The sequence below is a fragment of the Amycolatopsis mongoliensis genome (assembly GCF_030285665.1).
GTDB classification, from domain to species: domain Bacteria; phylum Actinomycetota; class Actinomycetes; order Mycobacteriales; family Pseudonocardiaceae; genus Amycolatopsis; species Amycolatopsis mongoliensis.
In genome coordinates this window covers 3,091,292-3,105,312 of sequence record NZ_CP127295.1, presented here as the reverse complement: position 1 = coordinate 3,105,312, position 14,021 = coordinate 3,091,292, and the positions used below count along the sequence as shown (strand labels likewise).

Genomic DNA, 14,021 nt, shown 5'->3' with positions numbered 1-14,021 from the left:
TTCTGATTCAGAATTACCAAACGCACAGCTGTCCCGTCAACGGCCAAATAGCTGTTTCCGACATCACAGGAACGACTTGGGATTCGGTGACCTACTGTCAGATCGCCGTGTCGACAGCAAGCAACATGACACAAATCGTTGTGGCGGAATGTCGCATTTGCGAGATTCCAAGAAGTCATTCAGCAGGGGGAGCTATGCGCTTACTCAATCGAGCGTTACTCGTCATCGCCGCGGTAGCCGGCGCCACCACGATCGGCACGCTGGCGGCCATGACTGCCAGCGGCACCGAAACCGCGGCTGACAGTCAACCGTCCGTGGTGGAGGACTTCAGCTACCCGGACGCCGACAGAATTCTTGCTACTGACCACGTGCAGCTGATCAGTGGCGACGGCCACATCCTCTACACCACCTGCCCGCCAGGCCCGGACACGGTCGGTCTCATCATCGTCCGCACCACAGAAGAGGTCGGTTCACGCTCGACGTGGGTCTGCTTCCAGGTCACCGGCCCGAGCGGGCACCTGACGTTGAAGATCCCGGGTGTCTATTCGATCAGGGGAGACGGCCTCAGTCCTGGGCAAGGACACAAGCTCAAAGCCGGCCTGACCACGGACGCGGGGCAACACTCGACAGTCGACGTCAATCCGAGCGGCACTACACAGGTCGGGATCGCCACGACCCCGTCCGGAGATCCGACCACGCTGCTGCAGCTGGACGCCTCGACCTAGGGCTATATCGAAGTTGGCTTCGGCAAGGTTGAGCTGGCGTTGAGCGTGTGCTGGGCGTGTCGGCGGTCGAATAGGTGAGGTCTCCGGCAGTGGGTTCGTCGACCAAGAAGAACCTGAACACCGGAGACCTCGTGGACGCCCTAGCGGTGGCGGGCGGCGGTTCGACCTGACCGACGCTCAGCGGGCAGCGCCGGAGCCGTTGCTGCCCGAGCCGAGGCGGCCTGGACGACCGTCGACGTGGACCAAGCGTCAGCTGATCGACGCGATCCGGTGGCGGGTGCGTGCCGGTGCGCCGTGGCGCGACATCTCCGCTGGATATGGCTCGCAGGCGGCGTATGGGCTGTTTCGGCGGCGGCAGCGGATGGCATCTGGAAGCGGATATTGACCGCATTGAAGGTGAGGGAACTACTTATTTCAAATAATCGAAGAGGGGATAATGCGAACGCTTTGTCGGGAATTCTCGTTATTACCGCCGCCAGCCTCGCCAGCGCAGCGGATATGGTCACGGCGCAAGGGTCGGAAAGCGGGACCGCCGAGCAACAACCGTCCGTGGTCGAGGATTTCAGCTATCCTGGCGCGGCGACAATCCTCGCCAACGACCATGTCCAGCTCATCAGCGGTGACGCCCACATTGTGTACGCGCCCTGCCCCACCGGGCAGGACACCGTCGGCGTGATCCAGGTGAAGACGACGGAATCAGTCGGCTCCTCGCTCAACGGCCGTGTCTGTTCAAGGTCCTGGGCGCCAGCGGCGAGCTGTCCATGAAGATCCCAGCCGTGTATTCGATCCGCGGTGACGGTCTATTCGCGGGACAAGGACACAAGCTCAGGGCGTCACTGACCGCCGGTGTGGGCGTGCTTTCGACTGTCGACGTCCCTTCCGACAGCACGACGCAGGTCGGCGTCGGCGCCGATCCGAACGGCAACCCGACCACTTTGCTGCAACTGGTCGTCACATCCTGACGACAGCGCGAATCCGGCGCGGAAATCGCGCCCGCAGATCCGTGCTGCGACCGGACGGCCAGTCCAACAACTCTGGACACAAGGGATCTTCATGTCATTTCTTCGTCACCGGGGCAGAGCCGCCACAGTAGCCCTGGCCGCAGTCTTGGGCGCGGTTCTACTGACCTGTGCTCCGGCCTCCGCTCTCAGCGGCGGCACCCCGGTTTCCGACAGCACCTACGCGTTCACCGGTCGACTCGAGGTCGGGACGCCCGGCATCGACGGTCACGGCTGCAGCGCCGTCCTCATCGACAGCTCCTGGATCCTCACCGCCACCTCGTGTTTCGGCGGCACAGGTCTTCAAGCTGGCGCGCCACCCAAACCGACGACATTCACCCTGGGACGCACCGCCACCAACGCCGGCTACATCGCCCAAGTGACTTACGTGGCCCCGAAAACCGACCGGGACGTCACCCTGGGACTGCTGAACGCACCGGTCCCCGGAATCACACCGGCCACCGTGAGCACCACAGCGCCCGCCGCGGGCGAAAACCTGCTGACCGTCGGCTACGGCCGCACCACCGACACCTGGGTCCCCGACCAGGCCCGCATCGCGCCGTTCACGGTGAACACCACCACAGATACGACAGCGGCCCTGACCAGCGCAGACGGTGTCGACACCTGCCAAGGTGACGCGGGCGGCCCCGCCCTCCGTCAGCACGCGGCCGCCCTAGAACTCGTCGCGCTGCACAGCGCATCGTGGCAGCACGGTTGCCTGGTCAGCCACGAAACCCGCCAAGGCAGCACTGAAGCCCGTGTCGACAACATCACCGACTGGATCCGGCAGCAGACCGCGACGATCAGCATCCGCAACGCCAACGGCCTCTGCCTGGACCTCGGCTCCAACGCCCCCGGCACCAAGGTCGTCACCGTCACCTGTCAAGCCGGCTTCACCAGCCAGCAGTGGCGTGTCCTTGCCGACGGCACCATCCGCAACTACAACGGCCTCGCCATGGACATCGGCTCCAACACCCCCGGTGAACTGGTGGTCACTGCCGTCGTGGCAGCGGGCAACCCCAGCCAGCAATGGCAAGTCGCGGCCGATGGCACCATCCGCAACCACAACGGCCTGTGTGCGGACATCGGGGCCAACGCCGGCGGCACCCCGGTCGGCACAGCAACCTGCGCCGCCGGCAACACCAGCCAGCAGTGGACAGCAGGCGAACTGCACGCAATCACTGGAAAAATCCGCAACCACAACGGCCTCTGCGCCGACCTGACCTCCAACGCACCCGGCACCACGATGATCACCGCGACCTGCCAGCCGGCCAGCTGGGCCAGCCAGCAGTGGACCGCCCCGATCGACGGCACGATCCGCAATGCCAACGGCCTGTGCCTCGACCTGGGCTCCAACGCCCCCGGCACACCCATCGGAACCGCCACCTGCCAGGCAGGCGGCTGGACCAGCCAGCAGTGGCGCCTGCTGTCCGACGGCACCATCCGCAACTACAACGGCCTGGTCATGGACATCCGCACCAACGCAGCCGGCACGCCCGTGATCATCGCCACCACTCAGCCCGGCAATCTCAGCCAGCAATGGACCCTCACCGAACAGAACTGACCGCCGCGCGCGTCCACGCTCCAGCGCGATGCGGTACCTGTTGTGAACGCGCTTTCGTCAGTTGCGCCGCGCAGTCCGCCTGCGGACGTCGACGACGGCGAAAGGAGCCGTTCCGTCTCCGGACTGCTCCGGGTAGTGCCGATGGCCCCGGGTCGGCAGGTCCACGCCTGCCGACCCGGCACGGTCACAGCCCGTCGCTGCGAATTAGGCCGTAGACCCGCCGGTAAGGAATTCTGCCCAAGCTGACCACAGTAAGTATCCACAGTGAGTGACCAGCACACTGACCTCCGGCACTCGATTGATTCTGGTTCTCCGACGGCGAATCGCCGCCCTCGGAGCGTAGGGGGGAAACAATGGTGTTATTTGACGACGGTTCGGCGCGCGACGAGGCGAGACCGGCATGACTTCCGCCTCGCTCGACGAACGCACACCCTCCGGACCGGCTCCGGAACCGCACACCCGGGCCAGGCAGAGCCGTTTGTGGCGCGTGGCCTACTCGCTGCTGGCCTTGACCGCGCTCGGCATGACGTTCCTGGAACCCCTCCGGCCCGCGGGTCGAGGCCTACACGAACCCGCTCTACGCCGTCCTGTCGATCATCCCGGCCCTGCTCGGGATGTCGGCGGAACTGTTCTTCAAGCTCGTGTCCATCGCCATCGTGGCCGGATACGTCGTGGTGGTGCGCAAGGCCCGCCTGCCTCGCGCACAGGAGTTCCTCCTGCTGGCCCTGGCCCTGGCCAGCCCGGTCTTCTTCCTCCAGCTCTACCTGGGACTGGAGACCGCGAGCTTCGCCCTGCTGATCGCGTGGCTCTACGGGATGCTCCACCGGCGCGGCAAACTCGGCCCGCTCGGGTTCGTCGTGGCGGCCGCGCTCGCGGTGAGCCGGCCGGAAGGCATCGTCTTCTCCGGCGTCGCCATCGCCTGGGCCCTGCTCATCGACCGCCGCGACAAGGCCACGTGGCGTGGCGCGGTGTTCGTCCTGGGTGGCTGGGTCGCCTACTGGTGCCTGCGCTGGTGGTACTTCGGCCAGTTCTTCCCGAACACGTACTACAAGAAAACCACCGACCACATCCCGGCGCTGCAGAAGCTCGCCGACCTCAGCCTCGCGATCGCACCGCTGCTGGTGCCCGTGTTGATGGGGATCGCCATCTGCGTCGCCTGGTACCGGCGGACCGCGGCCACCCGGACGAGCTCGCTCGCCGACCTGCTCCGTGACGCGGTCCCGCTGCTCCTCTCGGTGGTCGCCGCCTTCGTCGTGCTGGGGGTCTACCGCCCGTCGAACCTGGTGATGGATCCCGGTCACCGCTTCTACTGGCAGTTGCTCTTCCCCGTCGCGCTCGTCGCCCTGAGCCGCCCGATCACCCGCTCGGCCGGCGGTAACGACGGCAGCGACTCCCAGCGCCGCAACCTCACTCTGCTCGGGCTCGCCCTGGCCACCGTGACCGCGCTCGTCTGGGACCTGGCGCAGCCGACCAACGCGATCGTCGTCGGGGCAGGGATCGTCGCCGCCGCGGTCGTGGTCGGTGTCTCCCGCCGCACTCACGTCGCGGTGCTCGCCGCCGCGGTCGGCCTCGCCACGGTCGTCGGTTTCGGCCAGCCGCGCGACCTGCTCAGCCAGCTGGCCTACCGCTACCGGCTCGAGTCCGCCCACCAGGCCCTCGGCGCGGCGGTGGCGGCCACGAAACTGCCGCCGGGCGCGATCGTGGTCGGGGACGTCGGTGTGTTCCCCTACCAAGTCGGCAACCAGGTCATCGACATCTCGGGGCTGGGCACCGTGGAGGCGGCGCACGGCACCCTCGACGCCGGTTTCCTCGATCGCAGCAACGTCAAGCTGGTCGTGCTCATCTCGTCCGGCCCCGACCCGGACGAGGTGCGCTCCATCGACCTGTCCGGCGTGGCCTACGACTGGGTGACCGCGAAGGGACCGTCCTTCGTCGCCGGCTCCGGACCAGTATTCGCGTCGAAGTACCACCTCAACTACTGGATGAGCAAGGACTGGGCCGACGCGGGCCTGCAGCAGAAGTTCGAGGCCGCCTACCGGGCTTCCGTGCCCAACGAGGCCTCCGACGCCGTGATCCTGCGCCGGCACCTCGCCGACTTCCCGTTTCTTTCCGGGATGGGATAGCCAGCCAGCAACCATTGCAGTGAACTCGTCATGATGGCGACGCCGAGTGGAACAGGTCATTGGAATTCCGATCGAGCGGCCGCCTTCCTCGGTCAGCTATCACGTCTCGCCCTTCAGGGCTGTCGACCTTGTTCGATACATCCTGACGACGTTTCAACCGGGCAGCCCCTCCAAACTCCTCCGCGCGGTTGATGGTCGAGGAGACCATCTACCGGTATCAGTATGGGATCGCATGGCGGGATGTGCCGGCGGTGTTCGGTCCGTGGTAGATCTAGAGCTGGCATCGCCGGATGGTCGGCGGCGGCACCTGGGACACCGTGCTGCAACGCCTGCTCACTGTCGTTTGCCACCGTCGTGGGACCACCACGTTGCCAGTCAGTGGACCACCGACTGCAGGTGATCCACTGAGAGAACAGGTTCCAGATCTGCGTTAGCCAGGTCACGGCGACGGCAACCCAAACGTCCGGAAATGCCAACGAGAGGACGCAAGCCTCCTGGTTGCAACCGCGCGGTCCGGCCACGGACTGAGAGCCCGTTGTCTATACCTTGCTCGCCACCACCATGTAGTTCTCGGCCTCAAGGTTGAACGTGCTCATTTCCGTCTGGAGTCCGACCCGGTGCAACTCGGCTTCGAGTTGGTCGTATCGGTAGGGCCAGCTCGAAAGCAGTTCCGAGCGGGCAAGAACCGACCCAGCCGGATCCACTTGCGCGATCGCAATCTCGATGTGGTGCTCGTCCTCCCAGTTCGGCGCAATGTCCCAGCGGTAGACCACGACGGCATCGCGACCGTTCCGGCGAACGAGTCGGTCACTGATGTCCAGTCGGGAACCTCTGGCCCTCACGAGTTCCCACGTGCGGGAGGTGAGCACCAAGCGCCCGCCACGGCGCAGAAGCCGTGACATCGACTCCAGAGCAGCAACCCTGCCTCGCGCGCCCTCGGCATGGTGCAGCGAGTTGCCAACGCAGAACACCATGTCGAAGGTGGCGTCATCGAAATGGTCAGGCAACTCTTCCCAGTCCGCCCGCACTGTCCGAACAGATGCCCCGAACTCCTCAGACAACTCCGCAGTCCGACGAACCATCGCTTCGCTGGCGTCAGTTGCGACAACGTGCATGCCAAGACCGGCGAGGCCAACCGCCAACTGTCCGGCCCCGCACGAACAATCGAGGACGTGAGCGTTCGACGGCAGAAGACTGAGGACATCATCGAACGACGCAGCGAACTCGGCCGGAGCCAGCTTCGCATCGGAGATGAGCCACTCGTATACCTCGGCAAGCACGTTATAGCTGCTCACACCTACTACCTCCGTCACGCAGCAGACTCACGGTGGCCATCAGTACATCAGCGGAGCAAGTCGGTCACCAATGGTTTTCGCAAGGGCAACGCGTCCGCGCATGCCGCATTTCGGTCGTACGGGAACGCAGCGTTCGCCAATCGTCAGCGCGGTAACCTGTTGATGCGCCCCGGGTTCTGTGCAGGCTCTGATCCCAGGGAGGATGCAGAGCATGCCGGCACCGAAGAAGTACAGCGACGAGCTGCGTGAGCGGGCGACGCGGATGGCGTTGGACGCGATCGCGGCCGAGGGGCAGCGGATGGCAGCGATCCGCCGTGTCGCGAGCCAGTTGGACGTGCACCCGGAGGCGTTGCGGACGTGGGTCAAGCGCGCCGAGATCGACGCCGGCACGGCACCCGGCCGCACCAGCGATGATGCCGCACGGATCGCCGAGCTGGAACGCGAGGTGCGTGAGCTGCGGCGGGCGAATGAGATCCTGAAGACGGCCTCGGCGTTTTTCGCCGCCGCGGAGCTCGACCGCAAAATCAAGTAACTCCTGACGATTCCACACCTCAGCGGGAGGTTCCGCTCGCGGTGGTCATCGACTATATCGACGACCACCGCGAGCGAGTTGTCGAGGGGAAGAAACTCGGGGTCGAGTCGATCTGCGCAGTCTTGAACGCTGCGGATGTGCGGATCGCCCCGAGAAGTTTCTGGGCAGCCAAGAAGCGCAGACCGTCGAAACGTGCCGCGCGAGACGCGGAACTGCTCGTCGAGATCGAGCGCGTCTTCCGCGGGAATTACGACGTCTACGGAGCACGGAAAGTCCATGCCCAACTCAACCGTGAGGGAATCCGCGTGGCTCGCTGCACGGTCGAGCGGCTGATGCGCCAGAAGGGGTTGCAGGGACTACGGCGAGGCAGGCGGCCCAGGACCACCATCGCTGCCGCCTCGCCTTCGCCGGCGGACCTGGTCGACCGCCGCTTCACTGCCGACCAGCCGAACCAGCTCTGGGTGGCGGACATCACCTATATCCGGACGTTTTCGGGATGGGTGTATGCCGCGTTCGTCATCGATGTGTGTTCACGAATGGTCGTGGGCTGGCAGGTGTCGACTTCGTTGCACACGAATCTCGCCCTCGACGCGCTGGAGATGGGGATCTGGGCCAGGAAACGGGCCGGGCAAGACGTGACCGGACTCGTCCACCATTCCGACCGCGGAGTTCAATATCGAGCGATTCGTTATACCGAGCGCTTGGCGGAAGCAGCAGTGGTCGCCTCGGTCGGTTCGCGCGGAGATTCCTACGATAACGCGATGGCCGAGGCATTCAATTCACTGTTCAAGGGAGAGTTGATCCATAACCCTGCTGCCTGTGGCCGCGGTTGGCAATCAGTTCGCGATGTCGAGATCGCCGTCGCCGAATACGTCGACTGGTACAACCATCGCCGCGTCCACGGCGAACTCGGCCAGCGCACTCCAGCCCAGGCCGAAGCCAGCCACCAAGCGTCACGCTACGATCAGCCCTTCGAGCCCGCCCGGGCTCAGTGACAGACAACGAGACCTGCACCAGACCCGGGGCGCATCATGTTCCACTTCTGCGCTGCCGTCGGTGGCCCCACGACTGGCAACGTGGTGGTCCCATAACGCTGGCAGGCGACATGCTCACCGCCACAGACTCGGCCGGTCTGATCGATTGGTCGGTGTCGGCGGATCCACGATCGCGCGGACGCATCAGCACGCCACGAACATCACCCACCCCCACAGAGGCTGGGTCGAACTAACGGATCTACTCGCCGAGCCGCCTAACCAAGCCATCGGCCGCTCCCGCGGCGGGTGGAGCACCAAGGTGCACCACCCGCCGACGGCAACGGCCAGCAGTTGGTGATTCTGGTCGGGCCCGGCCAGGCCCGGTGACGCACCGATGTTCCCGCATCACATGCGTCACCTGTACGTTCCTCGGGCCGGACGCGGCCGAGCCCCCACTCGACCCGACCGTGTCCGCGGCGACAAGGCCTACTCCTCAAGAGAGCGATTCACGGACATCTTCGCGCCCGCCGCATAGTCGCGGTGATCCCCGAGCCAGCTGACCAAGCCGGCAGCGGCCGTTTCTCCGGCGACCAGTTCGGCACGCCAGTGAAAACGGAGACGCATCGGAGCCCCCAACCGGAACCCCTACCACAGCAAACCTGCCCGAATCTTCGAAACGGGCAGGCCAGACGCTTGTCTTTCGGAGCCGCCAAGGGGGCTCGAACCCCTGACCTTCTGTTTACAAGCTGTCAGGTCGGTCGTTCACAGGGGTTCGTTAGGTGACAAACCGCAGGTCACGGGGGCATTTAGCCTCGCGCGGCCGCCAGTGGCTTCCGACGAACGAGACTAAAACTGAGACGACCGCAGGTAAGCCAACCGGTCTGCAGACGGACACCCAGACCGCCTCTGGCCAGCACGGAAGTGCCCCTGCGACGATCCCATGGGGCGCATGTCGGGGTTCATCGGCCTGGGCATCCGTGGTCCCGACTCGTAGTAGTAGCGCTTTCTACCTGAGCCACACCCTCAGCAGGGCCGCGACGAGAGCCAGGGCTACGCCTGTCACAAGAGCGCTTGTGGTGACCGTGCGAACTCGTCGCAGGACTGCCGCCCGCGGTTGGCGGGTCTGACACCGTGCTGCGGGCGCAAACTGCGCGTGCGGTATCGATTTTCCCTGCGCCACAGCAGTAACCAGTTCCGCCAGGTAAGAACCCACTATTGGACGTCGACGCTTGTCTGCTGGGTTCTCGCCGAACCATAGCAGCAGCTCTCCGACTGTTGCTCCGGTAGATATGGACTCTCCCGTAAGCCGCTTGGTGTCACGAGTTAAAGCCCACGCGACGCCAGCAACTCGTCGACGTTGGTATATCGGATTTTTCATCGATCTGGCAAATTCAAAATCCAGACCGACAAGTCGTCTATCTGGAGCGAGAACGCATAACAGTCGAGTACACCTCGCAGTAGAGGCCAAGAGTCGGGAGCGCGGCAGGGAGCTTCCAACTGTAATCACCACTGCCGGAATTGTCAGCAAAGGCACGAAAATTGACGGAAAAAGCGCAGGCCCCAAGCCAGCTACGTCGAAACCAAAGGAGCCACCCATAAAAGCAAACATCCACAACACAACAACACTACCCTGCCCCCACAAGGCAGTGAAAATTCCATGTATGTCGCGCGAGTCGACCCCCAGGTCGCGTAAATACTGGCGCTCTTGCGGCCTAAGTACGCTCGTGAGCAACATGTACGTAAACAGTCCCGGGACGAGCGATGCCAGAACCGAGAGCAAGCGCTCGCCGCGAGTGCGCCAAAGGTCGCCCGTTCCATGCACATCGATCTCGGCGCCACCCACGGCAGGCGCTTGGCGGTTCACAGCTTGCGAGGACGTCGTCGAATCTTTTTGAGAGCTCACACCAGACAAGTCGGCGCCAAGGACACTCTTGATACAAGGATGAGCGGAGCCTTGAACACCGGGCACCAACGCGACGCCGCCTAAGATCGAGCTCGCCCAGGTAACGCCTGGTCAGGCGTCGCTTCCACTGGCGGTCACGAGCACCCAGCAAGACTCAAGCTCGCACTGGACGAATTTTGAACGGACCAGCGAGCCTGGCGCTGACCTGCACAGCGACTGCCAAGCCGTGGCGCTGGGGGGCCATAGGGGGCCAACTATGTGACCCCCCGCCTCAAAACCCTTCGTTGGAGCCAGTGCCGCCGGCGACTCTCCCTCGGTTGCGACATGGAACGGACCTCACAAAGGAGTCAGTAGGCGAGGGGCGAATCTCTCCAGCATCTCAAGGCCGTGCTCCAATTTTTTGATTCTCGTAATTTCCGTTGACCCGGAAGGTTTGTGCTGGAGGCCTACCGTGCTGCCGGGGCCGTGTGCAACGTCCCCTCTGGCGGCGCCAAAGTTGTTGAGGTCATTAAGTAATCCAGGCACGAAGAACGACTCTCTGTAGCCGAGCGGGAGGAGAAGTCGCCTGACGTTGGTTTCCTTCACTCCATTATTTTCCTTAACTACCTTCTTATGTCGCTTGATGGCTTCCGCAAGAGGGATCGGATCTGACTGAAAGTTCGCAATTATGAGCTTGGTGTCGTATGTCGGGTAGCGAGAGAATGCTGTGGCGCGGAAGTAGCGATCCGCCATATCGTGAACCATGAGTTGATGACCCGCGTGGGTCAGTCGGCCGCGTGTGGCGTTGTCCTCGGTTACCTCTAGGATGGTAGAAGCCACGCTCTCGATGAACGCTTGTATCTCTGAGTGGGCGAGTACTCGAAGGCCGTGCAATAGGTCAACTTCGCGTTGACTTAGTGGCACCGTGTGTGGTGTTACGCTAAGGCTGGTGGTTAGCTCATGGATGCGCGCTCTTAGCTGAATTGCCGCACGACCGCGTTTGCATGGATACTGAATTTCTTCGCCGAGCTGCATTGCTCACCTGCCGCCCCGGGCGGCAATGGGGATCACTTCTTCAAAGTAGTTCTCGTACTCGATATCCTCGTCTAGAGTTTCACCGAGAGCTTCCCCATTTCTTGAGCCGCCCAATGGCCGCGGTCTTCGTCTTCGTTGTAGAGGTCAAATATTGAGCGAAGTCGCCGTCTGTTACACACAATTCCTTGAAGGCTTCTTTTACTGCTTCCCGTTTTTTTATTGCCTTGGCCACCAGGGTCGGGTCAACAAAGTACCAGGTCATGATCTCGAAAACAGACACATTGAACCGTGGCATGAACTCGCCCCGCTCGGCGTCGAAGCGAAGGAAGGCGAGCTTTCCGAAAACCTTGAAGGTCGCATCAATGGCGAACTCAAGGTCTTGGAACATTCGATCGATCTCGCCTTCAATCTCCTCGAAGTGGTCGTTGCCACCCTTGAGGACACGGTCCAGGAAGTCGCGCAGTACCCCTCCATACTTCGGCAGATTTGTCTTGAAGGAGAAATACCTGAGAAGCATTTCGGCGTCGCGGAGTCGGAAGTCGGGTTTTGTAATACGACGCGCCCTAAGCATCTGGACACTTTCCGCGCTGGTCTTGTTCACATAGTTGGTGAATGGGCCTGGGTAAATGGCTTGTCGAAGTTCATGGGAAGCAAGTGGGGCGCTGGCTTTGTTGAGACGTGAGAAAATAAGGTGCAGAAGTGCTGGCGATTCCCAGTTTCTGACGACAATTGTCCGTATCGGTTGAGCTAGCAGCGACTTAGTGTACTTGCGTAGATCCTTACTCTCCCGGATCTCGCCGTAAGTCTTATTGGCCAGTTCACTCTTTAGGAGCTCCAGGCCGCGAAGCTTGAGTGGATTTTGCTTGTCGAAGAAAGATTTCAGCGAGGTGAGGCGCTGCTTGCCGTCTAGGACGTAGAACTGTCCCTCGTTGGCCTTGCTTTCTGCGAGAACAAGCGGAGGAACGGGTAGGCCGAGCATAAGGGACTCTAGGAATAACCCCTGCTTTTCTGCGGTCCACGCAGTGCGGCGCTGAAATGGTGGGTCAGTTACCAGAACGCCTACGGATTCTGGATCCTCTGGATTTGCATCAATCTGCTGAACGACGGTGCTAACGGCCCAGTCTAGAGTGTAGATCACCGTTCCGCCGACATTTCCGGCGGTTAGTGAGCCCGGGTCTTCGTAATCTTCATCGAACTCATCGTCGACATCGGTAATAAGAGCAACTTCGTCACTCGGATCCTCTTTGGTCAAAATTTCTCCTGTGTTGAGGTGTCGTCTTTTTCGTTCGGTTGTCGTGCTTGCTATTGTAACAACTGTTTGCGGAAGCGCCATGCGCGCTCAAGAATGCATGCGCCAGGTGAAGCCATCGGCTCTTTCGTCAACAGCCTGGTAACACTGTCCTCGGTGAAGGGAACACCCTCGGATACGGACGATGCTTCAGAAGCTGTCACCAGTACGCCTTCGGCATTGACGTCTACTGCGTTGCCGAATAGGTCATCGAAGACGTCGTCGTCCATCACGGCCACCGTCAAGATGGTGGCCGTGAGCGTGAGCGTGTCTAGTCCGATTCCGAGGCAGTAGGCGGTAACCCGGTCCTTCTCCCGCGCGGTCTGAAGGTCGCGATACAACGACCAGTTCTCATAGTCGAGCGGCTCGCCCTGACTGCCGTCGCGTTCCGGCTCGCCGAGGATCTCTTCAGAGTATTCCCGGACCATGCTGCGCCACAGGTCGAAGTCATTCTCCTTGTCCCACGCCGCCACGGACGACGGCTGGAACTCACCGGCCGGGATGAGGCCGTAGATGCCGGCGGCCGTAGCGACCTTGGCCGGGTCGCGCCAGTGCAAAAGGAACGTCGCCTTGCCGGTGTCGCGCTGACGGCGGAGCGTCAGCGTCTCGATTGCGGGCATGACCGGCCGCCGCTCCAGGTCGAACGGGTCGCCAATCAGGCTGCGGAGCGGAAGTTCCGACCAGTCGGCGCGCGGCGTCTTCCGGTTCGGTGCCTGTGCGGCGGCCAGCTCGTGCGCGATGGCCTCGGACAAGTCGAGCTTGTCGAAGTACGTGGCGAGACCGAACGTCATGCGCTCGTTCGACGGCGACAGGTCGACGTCCAGCAGCCGGTAGCTCGTGCGGTTCTCGAATAGCGACGGCGGGTCCAGGTACTTGATCGCCGACGTGTACCGCTCGAAGCGGCGGCCAGACGCGCGGAGTGGCAGCGCCTTGTCTGCCTCGGGTTCGGTGCCGGTGACCGTGATCGGGACCCGGTGGTCCGACCACTCAAGCTTAATGTCCTCCAGGCGCACCGGTGCCGGCGGCATCCACTCGCGCCGGGCGATCAGCGGGGCCTTGCCGATGCGCGCCTCCGGCCGGTAGAGCGACGCGGCCGCCTCGGCGAGCTCGCGCCGCCGGCCGTTGAGCTCGCGCCGCATCCGACGCCACTCCTCTTGGCTCACTGCGACCGGGTCGACCTCGTTGACCAGCGCGGACGTCGACGGCGGTGCGACCGGCTGAAGCAACTCCTTAGACAGCCCGAGGCGCGCGGGCGAGATGCTGAGCTGGTTAGCGACCCGCAGCAGCGTGTCCAGGTCTCGGACCTGCCGTTGGCCGGTCTCGATCTTCGAGATGTACGACTGGTCCATGTTGAGGATCTGGGCCAAGTCTGCCTGGTTGAGCCCGTTGGCCTTCCGGTACTCCTTCAAGACCTCGGCAAGCAGTCCGGTGTTCAGTTCGACCTCGGTTGACGACCTCGGCGAGAGCCACGGCTGGTCTGCTTCCACTGGGGGCAAGTCCCTTCGTTTCGATCTTTTTCGACTGCGATCGGGCGGACTAGGTGGTGTTTGACCTGCGGTTATGCCTGGCTGTCATGCGGGAGCGGCGTTAGGACTGTCCGGCCTT

General features: G+C 63.0%; 11 protein-coding genes. 7 read left to right on the top strand and 4 right to left on the bottom strand.

The genetic code is table 11. The features are described 5' to 3' along the window. Positions 1–194 precede the first annotated feature (194 nt). The 6 genes from QRX60_RS15170 to QRX60_RS15145 all read left to right on the top strand — a co-directional run bounded on the left by QRX60_RS15170 (position 195) and on the right by QRX60_RS15145 (position 5,410). Entirely contained in the window at positions 195–725 is a 531-nt protein-coding gene (locus QRX60_RS15170; RefSeq protein WP_286001411.1) for a hypothetical protein, read from the top strand. 199 nt (positions 726–924) lie between these two features. Continuing rightward, on the top strand, positions 925–1,110 hold the full coding sequence (locus tag QRX60_RS15165; RefSeq protein WP_286001410.1) for a transposase: 186 nt from the start codon (positions 925–927) through the stop codon (positions 1,108–1,110). Further along, positions 1,020–1,490 carry a hypothetical protein gene (locus QRX60_RS15160; protein ID WP_286003891.1) on the top strand — a complete coding sequence of 157 codons (471 nt, stop codon included), beginning with the start codon at positions 1,020–1,022 and terminating at the stop codon, positions 1,488–1,490. Before QRX60_RS15165 ends, QRX60_RS15160 begins: the two co-directional genes overlap by 91 nt. Further along, the gene (locus tag QRX60_RS15155) at positions 1,487–1,687 is read left to right on the top strand and encodes a hypothetical protein (RefSeq protein WP_286001409.1); all 201 of its coding nucleotides are present in this window, start codon (positions 1,487–1,489) and stop codon (positions 1,685–1,687) included. The genes QRX60_RS15160 and QRX60_RS15155 overlap by 4 nt, the downstream gene beginning before the upstream one ends. Positions 1,688–1,778: 91 nt before the next feature. Next, complete coding sequence (locus tag QRX60_RS15150) at positions 1,779–3,287, top strand: ricin-type beta-trefoil lectin domain protein (protein ID WP_286001408.1); 1,509 nt, start codon at positions 1,779–1,781, stop codon at positions 3,285–3,287. Between the two features lie 614 nt (positions 3,288–3,901). Beyond that, a complete protein-coding gene (locus QRX60_RS15145) occupies positions 3,902–5,410 on the top strand; it encodes a hypothetical protein (RefSeq protein WP_286001407.1) in 1,509 nt (502 codons plus the stop codon). 539 nt (positions 5,411–5,949) lie between these two features. Here the strand turns inward: QRX60_RS15145 and QRX60_RS15140 are convergent. Further along, on the bottom strand, positions 5,950–6,705 hold the full coding sequence (locus QRX60_RS15140) for a class I SAM-dependent methyltransferase (RefSeq protein ID WP_285995162.1): 756 nt from the start codon (positions 6,703–6,705) through the stop codon (positions 5,950–5,952). Positions 6,706–6,916: 211 nt separating this feature from the next. On the opposite strand from QRX60_RS15140, the gene QRX60_RS15135 reads away from it, so the two are divergent. Next, positions 6,917–8,232, top strand: a protein-coding gene (locus tag QRX60_RS15135; protein ID WP_408630231.1) for an IS3 family transposase whose coding sequence is annotated in 2 segments (ribosomal slippage) — positions 6,917–7,211 and positions 7,211–8,232 — 1,317 coding nt in all. Because the reading frame shifts where the segments join, the coding sequence is not laid out codon by codon here. A 2,218-nt stretch (positions 8,233–10,450) separates the two neighbouring features. Here the strand turns inward: QRX60_RS15135 and QRX60_RS15130 are convergent. The 3 genes from QRX60_RS15130 to QRX60_RS15120 form a co-directional block, all read right to left on the bottom strand. Continuing rightward, entirely contained in the window at positions 10,451–11,128 is a 678-nt protein-coding gene (locus QRX60_RS15130; protein WP_286001405.1) for a HEPN domain-containing protein, read from the bottom strand. A gap of 79 nt (positions 11,129–11,207) precedes the next feature. Next, positions 11,208–12,380: a DUF262 domain-containing protein gene (locus QRX60_RS15125; protein WP_286001404.1), complete on the bottom strand. Its 1,173-nt coding sequence runs from the start codon at positions 12,378–12,380 to the stop codon at positions 11,208–11,210. 50 nt (positions 12,381–12,430) lie between these two features. Continuing rightward, positions 12,431–13,903 carry a helix-turn-helix domain-containing protein gene (locus tag QRX60_RS15120; protein ID WP_286001403.1) on the bottom strand — a complete coding sequence of 491 codons (1,473 nt, stop codon included), beginning with the start codon at positions 13,901–13,903 and terminating at the stop codon, positions 12,431–12,433. Between the last annotated feature and the right edge of the window lie 118 nt (positions 13,904–14,021).